The sequence below is a fragment of the Rhizobium sp. AN68 genome (assembly GCF_030758035.1).
In the GTDB taxonomy this organism is placed as follows: domain Bacteria; phylum Pseudomonadota; class Alphaproteobacteria; order Rhizobiales; family Rhizobiaceae; genus Agrobacterium; species Agrobacterium tumefaciens.
The window spans coordinates 2,689,206-2,709,238 of sequence record NZ_JARWMI010000003.1; the positions used below are offsets into that span (position 1 = coordinate 2,689,206).

Here is a 20,033-nt window from a genome sequence, read left to right on the forward strand (position 1 = left end):
TTTTTTATTACTTGCCGGCAAGGTGCCGGAATTCCGCAACCACTTTCTCGTAGACCGCGCGCTTGAAGGGCACGATGAGCTCCGGCAGGCTTTCCATCGGCTTCCAGTCCCAGGCGTCGAATTCAGCCGTATGCCCTGTTGGAGGTGGGTCGATCTGGATTTCGCTTTCGTCGCCATCAAAACGGAAGGCAAACCAGCGTTGCGCCTGCCCGCGATACTTGCCTCTCAGGCCGATGCCGATAAGTTCGGGCGGCAGATCATAATGGATCCAGTCGCTCGCTTCCGCCAGCAACGTCACCGTTTTCATCCCCGTCTCTTCGTAAAGTTCGCGAATGGCGGCCGTCAAAGGCCGTTCACCGTCATCGATGCCGCCCTGCGGCATCTGCCACAATTGCGGTGAACCGTCATATTCCGAATTGCCTTCACTGATGCGCCGGCCGGCCCAGACAAGGCCTTCGGCGTTCAGAACCATAATCCCCGCACAGGGACGGTAAGGCAAATCTTCTGCTTTGATTGTCATTGGAAACCCGCACTGTCTGCGCGCCGAAAAGGCGCTAAGGAATGGCCGCGCAGAAGGTTTACTGCCCCGCCTGCTGCGAAACAAGCGCAGAAACACCAACGATCTCAATACCGCGACCGCCCGCCTCCCGCGACCACTTCGAGATTGCAGCGATGCTTTCGTCAAAAGCCGAGGCAACGCCGATCGCCTGACCGTTACGTCGCGCGATCCGCTCCAATTCGTCCAGCTTGCGCAGGATAGTGGCTTCGGTGACCTCACCGTCAAGCAGAACATCGGCAAAGCCCTGCGGCGCGGAAATGGCTTTGGCAATCCCGCCGCTCAGCGACTGCGCCGAAGAGGCATCGTCCAGAAAAAGCAGCCCGCGCTTGCCGATATCGCGCATGACCGGCTCCAGCGCCGCCTGCTCGGAAAGGAAACGCCCGCCGAGATAATTCATGATGCCAGTATAATTGGTAATTTTCGCCATGGAGCGATGCAGCCGGTCGATATTGACCTTCGCGGGATCGCCCGCCAGTAGCGTGTCCGGGCCGGGATTGGTGCCGGGATACCCGAAGGGCTCCAGCGGTATCTGGAGAAGGATTTCATGCCCCTCACGGCGTGCTTCCTGCATCCAGCGCTGCAGGCTGTTACCGCTTGCAGCAAAACCGAGCGTCACCTCCGGCGGCAGTTCCCGGATCGCCTTTTGCGAACCCGTCTGGCTGAGGCCGAGACCACCGACCACGATCGCCACCCGGGTGCCGCGTGCGCCGGACCATGGCCGGGCATATTGCTCCATCGGCCGCAAACCATCGGCACCGACGACCGGCAATCTGCCGAATGCGGTTTCTTCCAGCAATGCATCATTGGGCCGCGTGGCCATGCGCGGATCCTGACCGTAGGTCTGGCCGCTCATCAGCACCGGTCCGTCGCTGTCACGGGGGCGAGGAGAATAGACCGATACCACATTGCCATCCGGCATCGTCGCCCGATTTATATTGGCGCCGGAGCGGCCGCTTTCCGGCTTCAGACCAGCCGTATCGTTGGGATCCGCCACATCGGCTGCTGCCGTTTTCGGAGCATCTTCGCGGAGCTGGGGCTGGGTGTCCGGCCCGGAAGCCGTCTTCTGCAGATTGCCGGGCGACAGGGCCGTATAGACGGAAAGCCCGCCGATCGTCAGAACTGCAAGCGCGGACAGAACCATAATGACGGAAAAGCGCCGGTTGATACCGGCGCTTTTTTTCTGTCGACCCAGAAGCGGTTTTCGCAGGTCAGAAGGCAATGAACGATCCGTCCAAACGGTTAGGCAATCGAGAAAATGCGCCGGCTGGCCGGCGCATCCATCTTACTGCTTGTTGACCACAGCCTTGTCCGGGTTCGGCGGGAACGACGGATCGGTCTTGGCACCGCGCAACAGATCCAGCGCATAATTCAGCTGGATATCGTCCTTGGCTTCCGGCGGAACGTAAGCGGAAGAACCCGAACCTTCGTCCGTTTCGCTCTGGCCCTTGATATGGCCGGTCAGGCTGGATTCACCTTCGGTCGTGACACGGCCCTGCAATTCCGGCGGCAGCGGCTGTTCGACCTTGATATCAGGCGTAATGCCCGTGCCCTGGATCGATTTGCCAGACGGCGTGTAATAAAGCGCCGTGGTCAGACGCAGCGCGCCGGCCTCGCCGAGCGGGATGATCGTCTGGACCGAACCCTTGCCGAAGGAGCGCGTGCCGACCACAGTCGCGCGACGCAGGTCCTGCAGCGCACCGGCGACGATTTCAGACGCCGAAGCAGAGCCACCGTTGATGAGCACGATAACCGGCTTGCCATCGGTCAGATCGCCAGCCGTTGCATTGAAGCGACGGGTCTCGTCCGGGTTACGGCCACGGGTCGAAACGACTTCGCCACGCTGGAGGAAGGCGTCGGAAACATTGATCGCCTGATCGAGCAGACCACCGGGGTTGAGACGCAGATCGAGCACGTAGCCCTTCAGCTTGTCAGCCGGCACATCCGTCTTGATCTTCTTGATCGCCTTTTCGAGATCGTCATAGGTCTTCTCGGTAAATGAGATGACGCGGAGATAACCGACATCGCCCTCGACACGGGACTTGACCGCGCGTACGGCAATGACATCACGCATGACGGTGAATTCGAGCGGTTTATCGGCGCCCTGGCGGATGATCGTCAGCTTGATCGGCGTCTTGACCGCGCCGCGCATCTTCTCGACCGCCTGCTCCAGCTTCAGACCGCGAACCGGCGTACCGTCGATTTCCGAAATATAGTCGCCGGCAAGAATGCCTGCGCGCGAAGCCGGCGTGTCGTCCATCGGCGAGATGACTTTGACCAGTTCATTTTCCATGGTCACTTCGATGCCGAGACCGCCGAACTCACCCTTGGTCTGGGTGCGCATGTCGTTGGCGTCCTTGGCATTCATGAAGCTCGAATGCGGATCAAGCGAGCTGAGCATGCCGTTGATGGCATTTTCGACCAGCTTCTCGTCATCCGGCGGCGTCACATATTGCGCACGCACACGTTCGAACACGTCGCCAAAGATTGACAGTTCCTTATAGGTCGAAGGCCCGGCCGCCTGTGCCGGCATGCTCGCCGAATAAATCACACTCATCGCCGTGGCGCCCATAAGCCCACCGATAAGGAGAAGCGAAACCTTACGAATCATTGTGCGCCCTTCCGGTATTTTTTGCGGTCCACCAAGGTTGGGAATCAACCGGCACACCATCTTTCCTGAACTCAATGTAGAGCGTTGGCCGGTCGGTTTCCAGCGCCAATGCTGCTGCACTCGCTACTCTTTTTGCACCCATGGAGGCGATTGGCTCTCCGGAGAACACAAACATTCCCTGCCGTGTCCTCACATTGTCCATTCCCGTCATGACCACATGGTATCCGTCACCCGTATTGAGGATGATCATTCGGCCGTAACTGCGAAAATCTCCGGCAAATACAACAAAGCCGTCTGCGGGTGCCGTCACGATGGCCTCAGGTCCGGTCGCGACGACAATTCCCTTGGAAAAGTGGCCCGTACCATCCGCATCGCCGAACCGGCGCAACACATCTCCAGCCACCGGCAGGTCCAGCTTTGCCTTCAAACTCGCGAAGGGATATGCGGGCGCAATACGGTTTTTATCGGGCATTCCCGCCTCGGCTGCGGCACGCTCCTTCTCACGTTCCGCTTCGGAAAGACGGGCCACGCGCTGCTCTTCCGCACGCGCCCTTTCCATAGCTTCCCGCACCGAACTGATCTCACTTTCAAGCGAACCGACCAGACCCTCGAGGCTGGTCGCCTTGCTTGCAAGCTCCTCGGATCGCTTGCGTTCCACCTCCAGCGCCGCGGCGGTCTGCGAATTTCTGCGGTCGTTTTCAGCAAGCAGCAGGTCGAGGCGTTTTTCCTCTTCCAGACTTGCCTTCATCATACCCGTAAGATCGTCCTTTTCGCGAGCGATTGCCTGCCTGACGTCGGTCAATTCTTTGAGAGCAGAAACCAGCTTGTCGGTCTCACCGCGAATGCCGGGCACGACTGCGCCGAGAAGAATGGCGCTGCGCACCGAAGCCAGCGCATCATCAGGCGAAACGAGAAGGGCGGGGGGAGGGTTTCTGCCCATACGCTGCAGCGCCGCCAGAACCTCCGCCAGCACGCCACGCCTCTCGCGCAGTGATGCCTTGACGCCATCTTCGCGGACCGAAAGCTTGGCCAGACGATCCTCGCCATCGCTGATCTTGGTTTCCAGTGCCTTGCGGCGCGCAGCCGACGCTATCAGCTCGTCGCGGATACGGGCGCTATCCTGATTAAGGGAAGCAATGCTTTCCTCGAGATTTCGGGTCTTGTCTTCCGAAAGTCCGATGCTGTCGACCAGCTCTTCCAAATCCTGGCGGTTCTGATCACGGCGCTTTTCCAGCGTCTGAAGCGCTTCCGGCGACGAATCACCCTCACCAGCAGGCGCAGCACCCGCATCATCGCGCGAAAAGGCGCGTTCAACGGGGGAAATCCCCAGGACAAGGACAGCGAAAACCGCGCCCGCAAGGGCAGCGTGGCGTTTTCGTTGAGACCTCTTGTCCATTTGAACTTTCTTTGATGCCGAAGCAGGAGCGCCGATACTAGGGATTTTGCCCCAATCTTCCAAGAGGCCAGAAACAGGCTGGCTTCAAAGCCTTCACGCCTTTCCGTCTCGCGAAGCTTCATGTTGAAATTGAGACAATTTTCCACATGAAGATCACGCTCAAACGCGATGATAGGGATGACCGGAGAGGATGGTGACGGCGCGGTAAAGCTGTTCGGCGATCAGAATACGAACGATCTGGTGCGGCCATGTGAGCTTGCCGAGATTAAGAACGGCCGCCGCTCTGTCGTAAAGTGCAGGATCTAGGCCGTCGGCGCCACCAATCGCGATCACGAGGTCGCGCTTGCCGCTATCACGCAGATCGCCAAAAAATGAGGCAAAGGCCGGGCTATCCAGCGCCTTGCCGCGCTCGTCCAGCAGCACGAGAACGGTACCATCAGCCAGATGTTTTTCCAGCATCGCCGCTTCTTCGCGCTTGCGCGTCTCCGCGTTCGATGCCCGGCTTTCCGCGACCTCGATCACGCGCGAAAACTCCAACCCGATCGCCGGGCCGGTTTTGGCAAGGCGTTCGATATAACGGGTCGCAAGATCCTTTTCCGGGCCGGATTTCAGCCGTCCCACCGCAAAAATCGAAATCCGCATCGCAAACCTGCATCCATCGTGACCCAACAGGGTCACGCTCTTAACAGCATAGCCTACGGATTCCTATGCGGCCGGCTTGCTTTCCGACCAGACACATCGACCCGAAATCACACAGGATATTCGGGAGGCCCGATGTGCGACGTCAAAGGCTCACCGCATCAATGCAGCGTGTCTTCCGGCATTTCCGGCGTCGCCCACATTTTTTCAATGTTGTAGAAGACACGGATTTCCGGACGGAACACATGAACGATGATATCGCCGGTATCGATCAGCACCCAATCTCCGGTCTCGAGACCTTCGACGCGGGCGCTTCCAAACCCTTCATCCTTCATATCCTTGAGAAGATGCTCGCAGATCGCCGAGACATGCCTGTTCGATCGCCCGGAGACTACCACCATGTAGTCCGCAAGCGCCGATTTTCCGGCAATGTCGAGAGATACGATATCTTCAGCCTTGGAGTCCTCGAGGCTCGCGAGGACGGTTTCGAGGGCGTGGTCGGCGGCATCGGCGCCACTGTCCTGACCCTTCGGGATAGCAACAAATGCTCTTCCCTTGGCGTGTACTGTTGTCAGAGGTTTTCCCTTTCCAAGAATGACAAAACAGGCACTGGCGACGCGAATCTGTGCGTCACCAGATTAAGGTGGCACCAAAGCATTAACTTTTCAAGATATGGAGCCTTCAACGGCTGTCGCATACATCATTTGTGATTATTGCGGAGCGCCGTCGAACTGAGCGTCGAACGCGGACCATGGATAAAGACCCAGGCAGGCGCCTTTTTTTTCCACAAAACACCCGCATCATCCTCATCGATCCGCGCCTGGCTATAGGCCTGCGCCATGGTTGAGGAGAGGTAGGAGAGGGTGGAACCCGGCCGGTCGATCACCGCAATCGGAAAGGTCTCGGCGATCCTTCGCCATTGTTGCCAGCGATGGAAGCTTTTCAGATTGTCGGCTCCCATGATCCAGATGAAGCGGACATGCGGATTTTTTGCTTTCACCTTGGCAAGTGTATTGGCCGTGTAGCTGATCCCCAGCGATTTTTCAAAAGCCGTCACCTTGATGCGGGGATCGCTGACCAGCCTTTCGCAGGCAGCGATACGATCCTCCAGAGATGCCAGCTCCGAGCGGCTTTTCAGCGGATTGCCTGGCGTCACCATCCACCAGAGCTGGTCTAGACCCAGCCTGCGAAGCGCTATTTCGGCAACAAGGGCATGGCCGGCATGCGGCGGATTGAAGGAGCCGCCGAACAGCCCGACGACCATGCCGCGCTCCGCATGCGGCATGGTGAGATAACGTCTGTCGAGGCGTGTTTCGACCAGCAACTATCAGGTCCGCGTCTGACCGGTGCCATGCACGCGGTATTTGAACGACGTGAGCTGCTCGACACCAACAGGGCCGCGTGCATGCATCTTGCCCGTAGCGATGCCGATTTCCGCACCCATTCCGAATTCACCGCCATCGGCAAATTGCGTGGAAGCGTTATGCAGCAGAATGGCCGAATCGAGTTCGTTGAAGAAACGCTCGACCACCGCTGGGTCCTCGGCGATCACCGCCTCCGTGTGGTTGGACGAATAGGTGCTGATGTGGTCGATCGCGCCGGAAATACCGTCCACGACAGCAACCGAAATGATCGCATCGAGATATTCGGTGCGCCAGTCATCTTCCGTTGCGGCTTTCAAGCCCTCGACAACATTACGCACGGCCTGCGAACCGCGCACTTCACAACCGGCCTCGATCAGGCCCTTGACGAGCGGTTCAAGATGCGTGGCAACAACAGCGGCATCCACCAGCAGCGTTTCCGCCGCGCCGCAAATGCCGGTGCGGCGCATCTTGGCATTCACGACGATGCGTTTCGCCATCTCGAGATCGGCCGATCCGTCGACATAGATATGGCAAATACCTTCCAGATGCGCAAAGACCGGAACCCGCGCCTCAGACTGCACCCGCGCAACCAGGCTTTTGCCGCCGCGCGGCACAATCACATCAACCGTGCCATTCAATCCACCAAGAAGCGCGCCCACGGCAGCGCGGTCGGTGACCGGCACCAGTTGAATGGCATGCTCGGGAAGACCGGCGATCTTCAGGCCCTCCACAAGACAGGCATGGATAGCACGCGATGAATGTTGCGAATCCGAGCCGCCGCGCAGGATGACCGCATTGCCCGCCTTGAGGCAGAGCGCGCCGGCATCTGCCGTCACATTCGGGCGGCTTTCGTAAATCACACCGATGACGCCAAGCGGCGTGCGCACGCGCTCGATCTTCAGACCGTTCGGGCGATCCCAGGCGGCAATAACTTCGCCAACCGGATCAGACAGCGCGGCAACCGAGCGGATGCCTTCGGCGATACCGGCGATCCGCGCATCGTCAAGCGTAAGCCTGTCGATGAAGGAAGCGGCAAGGCCGCTATTATCCGCCGCCGCCAGATCTTTCCTGTTGGCGGCAAGGATCGTTTCCCTCGACGCCTCGATGGCGGACGCCATGGCGAGAAGCGCACGATTTTTCTGATCCGTACCTGCGATGGACAACGGTCGCGAAGCAGCTTTTGCCTGTGCACCGATGGTCATCATCAGTGCATCAATATCATGGCTCTGCTTCACGGCCTGTTCAGGCATGGACCTCATCCTTTTCAGTATTTTTAACTTTCACGGCGGCACCCGTCATCACCAGATCGTCGCGATGGATCATCGCCGCACGCCCGACATAGCCAAGTATCGCCTCGATCTCGTTGGACTTGTGACCGATGATAAGACGCGCCTCTTCCGCATCGTAGCCTGCAAGGCCGCGCGCGACCTCTCGGCCTTCAACGCCGATAATGGCAATCGCATCGCCGCGTCCAAAATTGCCCTTCACCACCCGCACGCCCGCGGGAAGCAGGCTTTTACCGGCATAGAGCGCTTTTTCCGCACCCGCATCCACATGAATCTCACCTGCCGGCTGCAACTGACCGGCAATCCAGGTCTTTCGCGCCGTCACCGGTGTGCCTGATGGCGCAAACCACGAGGAGCGGGCGCCGTTTTCGATGGCCTTCAACGGATTGAGCGTCTTGCCGGAAGCGATGATCATGCCGCAGCCGGCAGCGGTCGCGATCTTGCCGGCATCGATCTTGGTACGCATGCCGCCGCGTGAAAGCTCGGAAGCCGCACCGCCTGCCATGGCCTCAATCTCGGGCGTAATATCTGCAATCGTCTCAAGGAACTTCGCATCCGGATCAAGATGCGGCGGAGCCGTGTAAAGCCCGTCAATATCAGACAGCAATACCAGAAGATCGGCACCGGTCATGGTGGCCACGCGGGCGGCCAGACGGTCATTGTCGCCGTAGCGGATTTCGGTGGTTGCCACCGTGTCGTTTTCATTGATGATCGGAATAGCACCGATCTTCAGCAGCTGGTTGATGGTGGCGCGCGCATTGAGGTAACGGCGGCGCTCCTCGGTGTCGGACAGCGTCAGCAGAATCTGGCCAGCGACGATCTCATGCCGCGACAGACTTTCCGACCATGCCCGCGCCAGAGCGATCTGGCCAACGGCCGCCGCTGCCTGGCTTTCCTCCAGCTTTAATGCGCCGGAGGGCAGACCGAGCACCGTGCGGCCAAGCGCGATGGCACCAGAAGACACCACCTGAACATCTGCGCCGTTTTTCTTCAGCGCAGCGATGTCCTCGCAAATGGCGTCGAGCCAATCTTTCTTCAGCCCGCTTTTCCGGTCCACCAGAAGTGCCGAACCGATCTTGATAACGATCCGGTGGTGGCTACCCAGCGGTTTGCGGGTGAGGCTCATAGGCGATCGTCCTCTTCCTCGGCCTCGCTATCCACAGGCATTGAGCGGTCGGGAAGGGCGGTCTCGCCGCCATTGCTTGCCGACACGATGATATCGCGAAGGGCGCGCAGCGCCTCCGTCATACCGATGTGGGCAGCGGCAGACAGAAGGAGCGGAGGACGGCCGCAGGCCTTCTCCAGTTCCTTTGCCTTCTTTTTCAGTTCTTTTTCGTCCAGCACGTCGATCTGCGAAAGCGCCACGATTTCCGGCTTGTCGGTCAAGCCGCCGCCATAGGCATCCAGCTCGGCTTTAACAGTCTTATAGGCCTGCCCGACCTTTTCTTCCTGCGCGGAGACGAGATGCAGAAGCACACGGGTGCGCTCAACGTGGCCGAGGAAACGGTCGCCGATGCCCACACCCTCATGCGCACCTTCGATCAGGCCGGGAATATCGGCCAGCACGAATTCACGGCCGTCGATGGTCGCGACGCCGAGGTTCGGATGCAGCGTGGTGAAGGGGTAATTGGCGATCTTCGGCCGCGCGCGCGTCACGGTCGCGAGGAATGTCGACTTACCTGCATTTGGCAGACCAACGAGACCGGCGTCAGCGATCAGCTTCAGGCGAAGCCAGAGCGTCTTTTCTTCGCCCGCAAGGCCCGGATTGGCATGGGTCGGCGCCTGATTGGTCGAAGACTTGAAATAGGCGTTGCCGAAACCGCCGTTACCGCCAGCGGCAAGACGAAAACGCTGGCCTTCCTTTGTGAGGTCGACGATCAGCGTCTCGTTGTCTTCCTCGAAAATCTGCGTGCCCACAGGCACTTTCAGAACCACGTCGGAACCCTTGGCGCCGGTGCGGGTCTTACCCATGCCGTGCTGTCCGATCGAGGCCTTGAAATGCTGCTGGAAGCGGAAGTCGATCAGCGTGTTGAGACCGTTGACCACCTCGATCCAGACATCGCCGCCGCGTCCGCCATCGCCGCCATCAGGGCCGCCGAACTCGATGAATTTTTCGCGCCGGAAGGAAACGGCGCCCGCGCCGCCATCACCGGACTTGATATAGATTTTTGCTTCATCGAGAAATTTCATCGGACTGCCGTTCTGTCGGTTTGCGGGCACATCAGCTCAAGGCGTTGTGCCAAACAAAAATATCGTCGTTTCGAATACAAGCGCTTCTCCACAAGGTCAAAGACTATCGTGCGGGAAGCGCCTGCGTGAGACAAGGCCGGTTTGCGGCAACCGGCCTTGTTTTGATTGTCAGCCGTGCTGCGGAACGAAATCCTCAGCCGTGATCGCCGTATCGATATGCGCCACCATCGCAGCACGCGCCGTGGCGTAAATCTGGTGGCAGCCAGTCACCCGGAAGCCCAGCTTTTTCCTGCACGCGCAGCGAAGCCGGATTATCCGCAAACACACCGGAATGGAGAACCACACCGGGCATGCGGCGGAAGAACCGCTCGACCACGGCGGCCACCGCCTCGGTCATGTAACCCTTGCCCCAGTAGAACCGGTTCAGCCAGTAGCCGAGATGCCACTCGCCATGCCGCAATTCGACCGAGACGACGCCGATGAGTGTATCGTCACCGCTTGTGATGGCGAAATCCCAATCGGGCAGGGTGCCTGAAGTACGCAGGACCAGCCATTCCAGCGCATCCTGTCGATGATACGGCGCGGGAACACGGGCCAGCATCCTGGTCACGGCAAAATCGCCAAGCGATTCCGCAATGCTGCCGGCATCGGAAAGCCGCTGCGGACGCAGCACCAGACGCGACGTCTCGATGACCGGGCAGGGGCCGGGCGGCGCGACCGTCGCAGTTGCCCGGTGACGGGTAAGCTCGATCGTGCTCATCCCATGTCCCCCCAGCTCTTCAGCGAAACCCAGGTCTTGCGGTCCAGCCTGTACCATTCTACCGGTACCATGCCGCCCAGTGCCAGCGAACCGACCATGCCGGAGCCCTGGAACTGGAAACCGCACTTCTGGATGACCCGGCGCGAGGGGATGTTGGTGACCCGGCAGCGGGCATCGATCTGGTCGATTTCACGCGTGCGGAAGGCCATGTCGATCAGCGCATGCGTGGCTTCGGTCATGTAGCCCCGGTTCCAGTAGGGTTCCCCCAGCCAGTAACCGATTTCCAGCGTCTTTTCGTCTTCCTGCGGTTCAAGCGCGCAGCAACCCAGAAACTCGCCATTGTCCATGCGGGTAATCGCATAGACGCACTTGCCGATCTCGCCAGCATTGGTGCGTCGCACGAAGTCCGCGGCGTCTTTGGCCGTGTACGGGTGCGGCATACGCGACACCATGGTCGCGATATTGGCATTGTTGGCAAGATGGGCAAGGGCGTCGATGTCTTCTTCGTGAGGCTTGCGTAAAACCAGCCTCTGCGACAGTAAAACGGGGCAATCGCTCCTCGACCGATCGGGCCTCGGCCGCTCTTCGGGTGACCGTGATTGGTCAACCCTCAACAATTCAGCTTGCATGGTTCAGTCCCTCCTGGGGGTTAAAGAAAAAGGGGAGTTGGGTGGTACCCCATCTCCCCTGTTTTCTTGACTGAACCTGATACGTCTCAGCCGGGTCGATGGGACACCGGCTGCATATGACGCTTACCGGCTTATTCTGCGGCTTCCGCTTTCGGGGCCACGGATACGAATACGCGGCCGTTGGCCTTCGTACGGAAGTTCACGTTACCTGCGGTCAGTGCGAAAATCGTGTGGTCCTTGCCGATGCCAACGTTGGCGCCCGGATGCCACTGGGTTCCGCGCTGACGCAGAATAATGTTGCCTGGAATGACAGCTTCGCCGCCGAACTTCTTTACGCCAAGGCGCTTGGATTCGGAATCGCGACCGTTACGCGATGAACCGCCAGCTTTTTTGTGTGCCATTGGAGTTCTCCTTTAAACCTTGTTTCCCGTGTCGCGCCTATCAGGCAGCAACGATGTCCGTGATGCGGACGACAGTGTGATGCTGACGATGGCCGCGCGAACGCTTGGAGTTCTGACGACGACGCTTCTTGAAGGCGATGACCTTCTTGCCGCGATTGTGCTCGACAACTTCAGCCTTGACGATGGCACCCTTGACAAAGGGAGCACCGAACTGAGCGTCGGCGCCTTCGCCGATCACGAGAACTTCGGTGAATTCTACGGTTGCGCCTGCCTCTGCTTCCAGCTTTTCGATGGTCAGCACGGCATCGGCCGCTACGCGGTACTGCTTACCGCCGGTCTTGATGACTGCGAACATTTGTTATCCTTTCATGTTCGTTCCGGCTCTGCCCGCCAAAGCAAGCTGGCCGTCTTTTTATCAGTCGGAGTAGCGGAAATCCGTCAGGACTGAATGCCCTTTTGAAAGTCTGCCGGTGAAGCCGCCTTTTAGGGGCGGAATAAACAGAAGGCGCAATACGCCATCAATTTGGGTGCGAATTACGCGAGACATCAGTTTATGTCAAGATGACGGATGTTTGAAAAGTAACTCTAACGCCAAGAATTTCATGCTTTTTTGGCAAGCGAAGCAGTCAGGTCTCGAAATTTGCGCAGCAAGTGTTTATATGGGCCTTCAACAAGGAGCAGAAATGGCCCGCATAGACCAGACCGACGATTGGCGGGATCGCCATGCGCCGACACTTTCCGCCTTCGAGTCGCTTGCGATCGAGGCATATGGCCACCTGCCAGAAGAATTCCGTGCATTGACCAAGGATCTCGTCATCGAGATCTCTGATTTCCCGACAGACGAAGTGTTCGAGGACATGGCGCTCGAAACACCGTTCGACCTGCTGGGATTGTTCGAGGGGCGCGGTATCTCCGAACGTTTCACCATGGAAACCGGCGAGATGGTGAACCGCATCACGCTTTATCGCCGCCCCATTCTCGACTACTGGGCCGAGAATGAGGAAACGCTGGGCGACATCATCACCCATGTCCTCATCCACGAGATCGGCCATCACTTCGGCCTGTCGGATGACGACATGGAGCGGATCGAGGAAAGCGCCGACGAGGCCGCGGCGGAGCGCTGAGCCCGCCGACAGCCACGCCTCTTATTGCTCGCCGAGCTTCATATCCGGGTGGTATTCCTTGCCCTCGACCACCTTGGTCACGGCCTGGCCGCAATGCATGACGCCGCTTGCGGCGTTGAAGGCGTAGCTGGGCGAACCGGCAAGTTCCCACCCCTTGTTCAGAGCTTCGGTGACCCGGTGACAGAACTTCGCGTCATCGGGACCTGTAATGAAACGATAGACCTTCACGTCTTTTGCGCCTTTCGTTGTGCGATGATATCGGCCATGGCGACCAGCCTTTCGGCTTGGCTCACATGCAGCCGTTCGATCATCCGCCCGTTCATGTTGATGACGTTCAATTCCACAGATTCGGGTTTTGCGAAAGCGTCAATAATCGCCCTGGCTTCAGCGACAGCGGCCTCATCGGGGCCGAAGTGGCGATTGGCGGGCTCGATCTGGGCCGGGTGGATCAGCATCTTGCCATCGAAGCCCATGGCGTGGCCCTGCTCGCACTCGGTGCCAAAAGCCGCGATATCGCGAAAATCATTCGACACGCTATCGATGACATCAAGCCCATAGGCGCGGGCGGCAAGCACCACCTGCATCATCCATGGCACGAGGTAGGTTCGCCCGGGCACGGAAGGAACCCGTGTCTCCTTGCGCAGATCGTTCAGTCCGAGGACGAAAGCGGCAAGCCGTCCATCCGGCGTATGGGCAGCGTCAGCAATGGACGCTGCGTTCAACACACCGAGCGGCGTCTCGATCATCGCCCAGATTTTCAAGCCATGGGGCGCATCTGCCTCCGCCAGAAGGTCGGCCACATCGTGAATATCGGCGGGCTGCTCTACCTTCGGTAATAATACCGCATCCGGCCGGCAGGAAAGCACGAGCTTTAAATCCTCCATACCATCCGGCGTTGACAGCGGATTGATACGGATAATGATCTCGCGTCCCGCAAAGGGCGCATCCGAAAACAGCCTGCCCAGGTTCTCTCGCGCCTCGCCCTTAACATCGGGTGCAACGGAATCCTCCAGATCGAGAATAACCCCATCGCAATCGAGATCGCGGATTTTTTCGAGCGCCCTGACATTGATGGCCGGAACCGACAGCAGCGAACGGCGCGGTCTCACAGGAATATTTTCGAAAAAATTAGTCATGCCGCACTTGTGTCAAGCTTTTGTGACATCTGCAACACGACAATCCACTGAATCCTCTTGCAAGCCGGAAGAAGAAGGCCCACATTCGTCTGGAAAGAAAGGTTGAATCATGCAAGGCATCCGTTCATTTTTCATTGCCGCATCCGGCATCGCACTTCTGGCTTTGGTGGCTCTTTTTACCGCCTCGCTTACGGTCGCTTTTATCGGCGTGCTCGCCGTTCTCAGCGCTGCCCGTCTGCTTTCGGCGCGTATGAAGCCGGCACCCATTCCGGTCAAGCCCCGCAACCAGCGCGACATGCGCGTCTGGAACGACGGCAAAGGCACGATCATCGATCTCTGAGATCGTTAATCCTGTCAAAATGCGAGAACGCTGCACGCGGCGTACCGAAGAATGCGGGTTTGCGCTTCTAAAGCGATCCGTTTTGCAGTATTTCCCGACAGAAAATATCCGGCGGGCGTCAGTCCACGCCGGATTTTGTGACCAGGGAAACACGGGAAGCGACAGATGGAAAAATTCACCAAGCTGACGGGCGTTGCTGCGCCCATGCCGGTCGTCAACATTGACACCGATATGATCATTCCCAAAGACTATCTGAAGACCATCAAGCGCACGGGTCTTGGCACCGGCCTTTTTGCCGAGTCGCGTTATCTAGAAGATGGCTCGCCCAATCCCGATTTTGTGCTGAACAAGCCCGCTTACCAGAACGCCCAGATCCTCGTCGCGGGTGACAATTTTGGCTGCGGCTCCTCGCGCGAACATGCACCATGGGCGCTTCTCGATTTCGGCATCCGCTGCGTGATCTCCACCAGCTTCGCCGATATCTTTTATAACAACTGTTTCAAGAACGGCATCCTGCCTGTCGTCGTCAGCCCCGAGAATCTCGAAAAGCTGCTGGACGACGCCTCGCGCGGCTCGAACGCCGTTTTGTCCATCGATCTGGAACGTCAGGAAATCAGCGGCCCTGATGGCGGCACGATCACCTTCGAGATCGATGAATTCAAGCGCCATTGCATGCTGAACGGCCTCGACGACATCGGCCTGACACTGGAGCATTCCGGCGCCATCGACAAGTTCGAAAAGGCAAATGCCTCGGTCCGCCCCTGGGCCTGACCGCACTTCTATCCTCTTTTAAAAGCCGATCCCGTACAAAACCGTACCGGATCGGCTTTTGCTTTGCTTGAAAAGCCGTTGAGGCGGGGATAAGAAGCCCCCGATCCCGTTCGGCTGGCGATGTGACTTGTGAGGCGGCAGGACGGAAACGAGTTTGACGCCGCGCTCGCCGCAATCGAAAACCCTTCATGATGGTTTCCGGCGCGCCGCCCAAGGAGGGTTCTCATGACAGTCCGCACGCTTTTCCTTCTGCCCGGTGACGGTATCGGCCCCGAGGCCATGGCCGAAGTCCGCAAGCTGATCGACTATATGAACAGCGCGAAAAATGCCGGCTTCACCACGCAGGAAGGTCTGGTCGGCGGCTCCGCTTATGATGCCCATGGCGTCGCGATTTCCGACGCAGATATGGAAAAGGCCCTTGCCGCCGATGCGATCCTGTTTGGCGCCGTGGGCGGCCCGAAGTGGGATGGCGTTCCCTACGAACACCGCCCGGAAGCCGGCCTGCTTCGCCTGCGCAAGGATCTCGAACTTTTCGCCAACCTGCGCCCCGCCATCTGCTACCCGGCACTTGCCGAAGCCTCCTCACTGAAGCCGGAGCTGGTAGAGGGTCTCGATATCCTCATCGTCCGCGAATTGACGGGCGGTGTCTATTTCGGCGAGCCCAAGCAGATCATCGACCTCGGCAACGGCCAGAAGCGCGGTATCGACACGCAGATCTACGACACCTTCGAGATCGAGCGCATCGCCAGCGTCGCTTTCGAACTGGCACGCACGCGCGATAACCGCGTCTGCTCCATGGAGAAGCGCAACGTCATGAAATCTGGCGTTTTGTGGAACCAGGTCGTCACCGAAACCCACGCTGCGAAATACAAGGACGTTCAGCTGGAGCATATGCTGGCCGATGCCGGCGGCATGCAGCTGGTGCGCAAGCCCAAGCAGTTCGACGTGATCGTGACCGACAACCTCTTCGGCGACATGCTTTCCGACGTCGCTGCCATGCTGACGGGCTCGCTCGGCATGCTGCCGTCGGCATCGCTTGGTGCACCGGATGCCAAGACCGGCAAGCGCAAGGCCATGTACGAGCCGGTGCACGGTTCGGCACCTGACATTGCCGGCAAGGGCATCGCCAACCCCATTGCCATGATCGCGTCCTTCGCCATGTGCCTGCGCTATTCGTTCAACATGGTAGATGAGGCAACGAAGCTCGAAACTGCAATTGCGAACGTGCTCGACAAGGGCATCCGCACCGCCGACATCATGTCCGACGGTTCCCGTCAGGTCAGCACCTCCGAAATGGGTGACGCGGTTCTCGCAGAATTCAAGGCGCTTTCGGCGTAACACTCACCGAAACCGGTTGGGCAGGCGGCACGGTCGCTTGCCCATCTTCCTTTGGCAAAAGATGTTCATATCTTTTGTCAGTCAGCGTCTTCAAAAAGGCGACGATGGCGTCCACACGCTTGTCGTCCAGCGCCGGTGCGGAAGTCAGCTCTGTCATGGCGATATTATCAGGCACTTCCGGCGCATCCCAGGTTTTACCCGTTTCAGGGTTGATCTGCCGGCTGGGTTTCTTGCTTTTGTATTTCACGTAAAACAGCACCACCGTGCGCAGATCCTTAAACACGCCATTGTGCATGTAGGGACCAGTGACAGCGACGTTGCGAAGGGTAGGCACCTTGAACTTGCCGCGCTGAGCCGGATCGCCGGCCACGGCGGGATTTTGCGCCAATCCGAGATCGACCGCATCCGGCTTGGAGCCGTTGGCTGCCCTGACCGACGTGTTGGCCGGAACACCGATGTTGAAATATTTGTGGTTGGTGAAGAGGCCATCTTCCAAACCCTTGGCGCCACGGATTTCATGGCAGGTATTGCAATTGGTGAACTGCGTCGAGGAGATAAGAACCCGGCCCAGCTCCTCCTGATCGGTCAGCTTTTCTTCGCCGCGCAGGAAACGGTCATACCTGGAATCGAAGGTGGAGAATTCATCGGAACGCTCGAAGCTCGCTAGCGCCTTGGTCATCGCAGCAAAGGCGCCTTCGTCACTCTGGAAAACATCTTTGCCAAACTGTGTGCCGAACGCCGCAACATAATCAGGGTTTTCCTTGAGCCGTTTGACCACAGAGGCTTTATCCGGCATGCCCATTTCGATTGGGTTGAGCGGTGGTCCACCCGCCTGGTCTTCCAGCAGGGAGGCACGACCATCCCAGAATTGCCCGCCGACATACTCTCCCGCAGCGTTCCTGCCGAAAGGCGGCGTGAACCGGGCGTAGGCTGCAGTCGGCGCATTGCGGTCGCCCAGCGAAATCCCGTCATCGCCGAGAGAGACGTCCCGGCCGACCTTGTCGCTTTCGCGCGCATCTGAAAAACCGGCCGCCTGCATATGGCAGGTGGAACACGCCATCGTGCGGTTCATGGAGAGATTGGCATCATCGAACAGCGCCGCGCCGAGTTTTTCAAGCGTTGCATAATCTTCGCCGCCGTGAGCCTGCATTTGACCAGCACCGATCTCGAGCGGAACTGGTATCATGGCCACGGCAAGGGCGGCAGAAATGAATAGGCGCAGTCTTTTCATTGAAATAGCGTTTCGGAAACTCGGGACGACAGTGGCTATATAGCACTTACCTATCGCACCAGACTACAAACTTTCTCAGCCCGCTCCACTTTGACGCAACCCCGCATCCGGACGCCAAATTGCTTACCCGGCTTTGGCTATCGCGTGGAAGAAAGTGCCTGAAACAAGATCCCGCCTGCCACCGGAGGGGCCGAGCGGACGACCCTGCCCGTCAGCAATCTGAGCGAAAGGCTCATCGTGACCCGGATCGATAACACGCGCATAGTGAAACTCGTGGCCGCGCAGAACTTCACCCGCTTTGCCCAGCGGCCCATCTGCCACGATTGCAGCCTGCCGGTAACCGAGGTTCATCTTGCGCGTGGCGAAACTGGTGGCATGTGACAGAAGCCCGGTCATGGCATGGGTGACACCATCGGCATCTTCCAGCGCCGCTCCCAAAACCATATAGCCGCCGCACTCGCCATGCACCGGCTTCGTCTCGGCAAAACGGACAATCCCCGCTTTAAACCCGGCAGCATCGGTAAGCCTTCCAGCGTAAAGTTCGGGATAACCACCTGGCAGCCAGCAAATGTCGCAGGTCTCATCGGGTGCCTCGTCGGCCAGCGGTGAGAAGGGCACGACCTCTGCCCCCGCTGCATGCCAGTGGTTCTTGAGATGCGGATAAAGAAAGGTGAAAGCCGCGTCGTCTGCAAGCGCGATGCGCTGGCCGGGCGGCGCAATCGCTGCCTCCACCGAGCCGGAGGGCAAATCCACAGGCGCAGCGAGCGAAAGCAAGGCATCGAGATCAATGGACCTTTCCATCGCATCCGCCAGCCGTTCTATATGCGCGTCGATTTCCGGATGTTCGCTGGCCTGCACCAGGCCCAGATGCCGTTCCGGCAGGATGAGTGACGGATCACGCAGGACGCATCCTGCGACAGGCAGACCGATTTTTTCGATGGCCTCCGTGCACAGCGTCCGGTGTCTTTCGCTGCCGGCGCGGTTCAGCACCACCGCCGCCATGGTGACAACAGGATCATAGTGGGCAAAACCATAGGCAACAGCAGCGGCTGTCTGCGATTGACCCGACACATCCAGCACCAGCAGCACGGGAATGCCGAACAGCCGGGCCAGATCCGCCGCAGAACCGGTGCGGTTTTCCGCCACGGGGATACCGTCGAACAGGCCCATGGCGCTTTCGATCAAAACGAGGTCAGCACCATCAGCCTGTTGCAACAACAGGTGTCGAAGCAATTCCGGCTGCATGGCCCAGCTGTCGAGATTGAGGCCGGATGTGCCAGTGGCGAAGGCATGGAAGCCGGGGTCGATATAATCCGGCCCCGTCTTGATGCCGCGCACCTTGATGCCGCGCCGGGCAAAGGCCCTGAGCAAGCCGATTGTTACGCTGGTCTTGCCGGAACCAGAGCGCGGTGCGCCGATGATGATCGCCCGTGTGGTCATAAGGTCGGCACCCCAAGTCGGTCGCGCATCGAAACGATCTCGCCAATAACGATCAGCGCCGGCGCCTCGAATTTTTCCCGTTTTGCATCGTCAGCTATGCTTTCCAGGGTGCCGATGAAAATACGTTCTTGCGCGGTCGTTGCCGACATGATGACTGCGACCGGCGTCTTGCCCGAACGACCGCCCTGCATCAGAAGACCGGCGATCGAGCCTATGTTCTTAAGCCCCATATACACGACGATGGGCTCCAGCGTTTTCGCCAGTGCCAGCCAATCCAGATCCTCTTCGGTCCCGGCGGCATGGCCGGTGGCAAGCGTGACAGCGCGGCTGATACCGCGCATGGTGGCGGGAATGCGCGCTGAAGCAAGGGCTGCAAGCGACGAGGTCATGCCCGGCAAGATACGAAATGGGATGCCGGCGCGGACAAGCGCCTCCGCCTCTTCGCCGCCACGCCCGAAAATAAACGGATCGCCACCCTTAAGCCGCAACACCTTCTTACCCTGTCGGGCGAGATCAATCAGCGAGGAAGTGATGTCGTCCTGCGTTGCCGACGGCTTGCCGCCGCGCTTGCCGGCAAACACGATTTCAGCCTGCGGCCCGAGGGAAACGACATCGTCGCTCACCAGCGCGTCGCGCACGATCACATCGGCCTGCGAAAGCGCGAGCGCCACTTCGAGCGTCAGATAACGCACATCGCCCGGACCCGCGCCTGCGAGCCAGACATGCCCGGCCTCAAAGACCGGACCTTTTGCGGCGATGCTGTTCAAAACCTGCGCTATCGACATTCTTCTCGGCTGCTTTTTTAACGATGACGGAAATAG

21 protein-coding genes and 2 pseudogenes are annotated in these 20,033 nt (G+C 59.0%); 4 read left to right on the forward strand and 19 right to left on the reverse strand.

Annotated elements, in window-relative coordinates; all coding sequences use genetic code 11:
• Positions 1-7: 7 nt before the first annotated feature.
• The 14 genes and pseudogenes from RBH71_RS25990 to rplU form a co-directional block, all read right to left on the reverse strand.
• Complete coding sequence (locus RBH71_RS25990; RefSeq protein WP_029658814.1) at positions 8-520, reverse strand: RNA pyrophosphohydrolase; 513 nt, start codon at positions 518-520, stop codon at positions 8-10.
• A 58-nt stretch (positions 521-578) separates the two neighbouring features.
• The gene (locus tag RBH71_RS25995; protein WP_003516469.1) at positions 579-1,778 is read right to left on the reverse strand and encodes a divergent polysaccharide deacetylase family protein; all 1,200 of its coding nucleotides are present in this window, start codon (positions 1,776-1,778) and stop codon (positions 579-581) included.
• Between the two features lie 63 nt (positions 1,779-1,841).
• Positions 1,842-3,167: a S41 family peptidase gene (locus RBH71_RS26000; RefSeq protein WP_003516467.1), complete on the reverse strand. Its 1,326-nt coding sequence runs from the start codon at positions 3,165-3,167 to the stop codon at positions 1,842-1,844.
• Positions 3,157-4,563, reverse strand: a complete 1,407-nt coding sequence (locus RBH71_RS26005) for a murein hydrolase activator EnvC (RefSeq protein ID WP_323687549.1) — start codon at positions 4,561-4,563, stop codon at positions 3,157-3,159. The genes RBH71_RS26000 and RBH71_RS26005 overlap by 11 nt, the downstream gene beginning before the upstream one ends.
• 159 nt (positions 4,564-4,722) lie before the next feature.
• Complete coding sequence (gene rlmH / locus RBH71_RS26010; protein WP_003516464.1) at positions 4,723-5,205, reverse strand: 23S rRNA (pseudouridine(1915)-N(3))-methyltransferase RlmH; 483 nt, start codon at positions 5,203-5,205, stop codon at positions 4,723-4,725.
• A 158-nt stretch (positions 5,206-5,363) separates the two neighbouring features.
• Positions 5,364-5,808, reverse strand: a pseudogene (gene rsfS, locus RBH71_RS26015) (ribosome silencing factor).
• Positions 5,809-5,902: 94 nt separating this feature from the next.
• The gene (locus RBH71_RS26020; RefSeq protein WP_075807713.1) at positions 5,903-6,487 is read right to left on the reverse strand and encodes a nicotinate-nucleotide adenylyltransferase; all 585 of its coding nucleotides are present in this window, start codon (positions 6,485-6,487) and stop codon (positions 5,903-5,905) included.
• A 42-nt stretch (positions 6,488-6,529) separates the two neighbouring features.
• Positions 6,530-7,816, reverse strand: coding sequence for a glutamate-5-semialdehyde dehydrogenase (locus RBH71_RS26025; RefSeq protein WP_003516460.1), 1,287 nt, complete (start codon positions 7,814-7,816; stop codon positions 6,530-6,532).
• Positions 7,809-8,978: a glutamate 5-kinase gene (gene proB, locus RBH71_RS26030; protein ID WP_003516458.1), complete on the reverse strand. Its 1,170-nt coding sequence runs from the start codon at positions 8,976-8,978 to the stop codon at positions 7,809-7,811. Before proB ends, RBH71_RS26025 begins: the two co-directional genes overlap by 8 nt.
• Positions 8,975-10,042: a GTPase ObgE gene (gene obgE, locus RBH71_RS26035; protein ID WP_003516456.1), complete on the reverse strand. Its 1,068-nt coding sequence runs from the start codon at positions 10,040-10,042 to the stop codon at positions 8,975-8,977. The genes proB and obgE overlap by 4 nt, the downstream gene beginning before the upstream one ends.
• A gap of 168 nt (positions 10,043-10,210) precedes the next feature.
• Positions 10,211-10,802, reverse strand: a pseudogene (locus RBH71_RS26040) (GNAT family N-acetyltransferase).
• On the reverse strand, positions 10,799-11,431 hold the full coding sequence (locus RBH71_RS26045) for a GNAT family N-acetyltransferase (RefSeq protein ID WP_003516453.1): 633 nt from the start codon (positions 11,429-11,431) through the stop codon (positions 10,799-10,801). Before RBH71_RS26045 ends, RBH71_RS26040 begins: the two are co-directional and overlap by 4 nt.
• 131 nt (positions 11,432-11,562) lie before the next feature.
• The gene (gene rpmA / locus RBH71_RS26050) at positions 11,563-11,832 is read right to left on the reverse strand and encodes a 50S ribosomal protein L27 (RefSeq protein ID WP_003492686.1); all 270 of its coding nucleotides are present in this window, start codon (positions 11,830-11,832) and stop codon (positions 11,563-11,565) included.
• Between the two features lie 40 nt (positions 11,833-11,872).
• Positions 11,873-12,187: a 50S ribosomal protein L21 gene (rplU, locus tag RBH71_RS26055; protein WP_003516451.1), complete on the reverse strand. Its 315-nt coding sequence runs from the start codon at positions 12,185-12,187 to the stop codon at positions 11,873-11,875.
• A 328-nt stretch (positions 12,188-12,515) separates the two neighbouring features.
• Between rplU and RBH71_RS26060 the strand changes: the two genes are divergently transcribed.
• Positions 12,516-12,956, forward strand: a complete 441-nt coding sequence (locus RBH71_RS26060) for a metallopeptidase family protein (RefSeq protein ID WP_003516449.1) — start codon at positions 12,516-12,518, stop codon at positions 12,954-12,956.
• Between the two features lie 21 nt (positions 12,957-12,977).
• Here the strand turns inward: RBH71_RS26060 and RBH71_RS26065 are convergent, their stop codons facing one another.
• Together RBH71_RS26065 and RBH71_RS26070 are read right to left on the reverse strand one after the other, a co-directional pair.
• The gene (locus RBH71_RS26065; RefSeq protein ID WP_003505258.1) at positions 12,978-13,184 is read right to left on the reverse strand and encodes a DUF1737 domain-containing protein; all 207 of its coding nucleotides are present in this window, start codon (positions 13,182-13,184) and stop codon (positions 12,978-12,980) included.
• The gene (locus RBH71_RS26070; protein WP_003516447.1) at positions 13,181-14,092 is read right to left on the reverse strand and encodes an HpcH/HpaI aldolase/citrate lyase family protein; all 912 of its coding nucleotides are present in this window, start codon (positions 14,090-14,092) and stop codon (positions 13,181-13,183) included. Before RBH71_RS26070 ends, RBH71_RS26065 begins: the two co-directional genes overlap by 4 nt.
• 109 nt (positions 14,093-14,201) lie before the next feature.
• Between RBH71_RS26070 and RBH71_RS26075 the strand changes: the two genes are divergently transcribed.
• From RBH71_RS26075 to leuB, 3 genes are all read left to right on the forward strand, one after another.
• Positions 14,202-14,432: a hypothetical protein gene (locus RBH71_RS26075; RefSeq protein WP_003516445.1), complete on the forward strand. Its 231-nt coding sequence runs from the start codon at positions 14,202-14,204 to the stop codon at positions 14,430-14,432.
• A 165-nt stretch (positions 14,433-14,597) separates the two neighbouring features.
• On the forward strand, positions 14,598-15,203 hold the full coding sequence (gene leuD / locus RBH71_RS26080; RefSeq protein ID WP_003516444.1) for a 3-isopropylmalate dehydratase small subunit: 606 nt from the start codon (positions 14,598-14,600) through the stop codon (positions 15,201-15,203).
• 225 nt (positions 15,204-15,428) lie between these two features.
• Positions 15,429-16,541: a 3-isopropylmalate dehydrogenase gene (gene leuB, locus RBH71_RS26085; protein ID WP_003516442.1), complete on the forward strand. Its 1,113-nt coding sequence runs from the start codon at positions 15,429-15,431 to the stop codon at positions 16,539-16,541.
• Here leuB and RBH71_RS26090 read toward each other — a convergent pair.
• The 3 genes from RBH71_RS26090 to cobA form a co-directional block, all read right to left on the reverse strand.
• Positions 16,522-17,772, reverse strand: a complete 1,251-nt coding sequence (locus RBH71_RS26090) for a cytochrome-c peroxidase (protein ID WP_003516441.1) — start codon at positions 17,770-17,772, stop codon at positions 16,522-16,524. The genes leuB and RBH71_RS26090 overlap by 20 nt on opposite strands.
• 123 nt (positions 17,773-17,895) lie before the next feature.
• The gene (locus RBH71_RS26095) at positions 17,896-19,212 is read right to left on the reverse strand and encodes a cobyrinate a,c-diamide synthase (RefSeq protein ID WP_003516439.1); all 1,317 of its coding nucleotides are present in this window, start codon (positions 19,210-19,212) and stop codon (positions 17,896-17,898) included.
• Complete coding sequence (gene cobA / locus RBH71_RS26100; protein WP_003516437.1) at positions 19,209-19,997, reverse strand: uroporphyrinogen-III C-methyltransferase; 789 nt, start codon at positions 19,995-19,997, stop codon at positions 19,209-19,211. Before cobA ends, RBH71_RS26095 begins: the two co-directional genes overlap by 4 nt.
• Between the last annotated feature and the right edge of the window lie 36 nt (positions 19,998-20,033).

Excerpts from the sequence above, each read along its gene's own strand:
- RBH71_RS26025 (WP_003516460.1), bottom strand. The coding sequence starts at position 7,816 with ATGCCTGAACAGGCCGTGAAGCAGAGCCATGATATTGATGCACTGATG.
- rplU (WP_003516451.1), bottom strand. The coding sequence starts at position 12,187 with ATGTTCGCAGTCATCAAGACCGGCGGTAAGCAGTACCGCGTAGCGGCC.
- RBH71_RS26095 (WP_003516439.1), bottom strand. The coding sequence starts at position 19,212 with ATGACCACACGGGCGATCATCATCGGCGCACCGCGCTCTGGTTCCGGC.
- RBH71_RS26045 (WP_003516453.1), bottom strand. The coding sequence starts at position 11,431 with ATGCAAGCTGAATTGTTGAGGGTTGACCAATCACGGTCACCCGAAGAG.
- RBH71_RS26090 (WP_003516441.1), bottom strand. The coding sequence starts at position 17,772 with ATGAAAAGACTGCGCCTATTCATTTCTGCCGCCCTTGCCGTGGCCATG.
- proB (WP_003516458.1), bottom strand. The coding sequence starts at position 8,978 with ATGAGCCTCACCCGCAAACCGCTGGGTAGCCACCACCGGATCGTTATC.
- leuB (WP_003516442.1), top strand. The coding sequence starts at position 15,429 with ATGACAGTCCGCACGCTTTTCCTTCTGCCCGGTGACGGTATCGGCCCC.
- RBH71_RS26020 (WP_075807713.1), bottom strand. The coding sequence starts at position 6,487 with ATGCCGCATGCGGAGCGCGGCATGGTCGTCGGGCTGTTCGGCGGCTCC.
- cobA (WP_003516437.1), bottom strand. The coding sequence starts at position 19,997 with ATGTCGATAGCGCAGGTTTTGAACAGCATCGCCGCAAAAGGTCCGGTC.
- RBH71_RS26070 (WP_003516447.1), bottom strand. The coding sequence starts at position 14,092 with ATGACTAATTTTTTCGAAAATATTCCTGTGAGACCGCGCCGTTCGCTG.
- RBH71_RS26005 (WP_323687549.1), bottom strand. The coding sequence starts at position 4,563 with ATGGACAAGAGGTCTCAACGAAAACGCCACGCTGCCCTTGCGGGCGCG.
- rlmH (WP_003516464.1), bottom strand. The coding sequence starts at position 5,205 with ATGCGGATTTCGATTTTTGCGGTGGGACGGCTGAAATCCGGCCCGGAA.
- leuD (WP_003516444.1), top strand. The coding sequence starts at position 14,598 with ATGGAAAAATTCACCAAGCTGACGGGCGTTGCTGCGCCCATGCCGGTC.
- RBH71_RS26000 (WP_003516467.1), bottom strand. The coding sequence starts at position 3,167 with ATGATTCGTAAGGTTTCGCTTCTCCTTATCGGTGGGCTTATGGGCGCC.
- RBH71_RS26075 (WP_003516445.1), top strand. The coding sequence starts at position 14,202 with ATGCAAGGCATCCGTTCATTTTTCATTGCCGCATCCGGCATCGCACTT.
- rpmA (WP_003492686.1), bottom strand. The coding sequence starts at position 11,832 with ATGGCACACAAAAAAGCTGGCGGTTCATCGCGTAACGGTCGCGATTCC.
- obgE (WP_003516456.1), bottom strand. The coding sequence starts at position 10,042 with ATGAAATTTCTCGATGAAGCAAAAATCTATATCAAGTCCGGTGATGGC.
- RBH71_RS26060 (WP_003516449.1), top strand. The coding sequence starts at position 12,516 with ATGGCCCGCATAGACCAGACCGACGATTGGCGGGATCGCCATGCGCCG.
- RBH71_RS25990 (WP_029658814.1), bottom strand. The coding sequence starts at position 520 with ATGACAATCAAAGCAGAAGATTTGCCTTACCGTCCCTGTGCGGGGATT.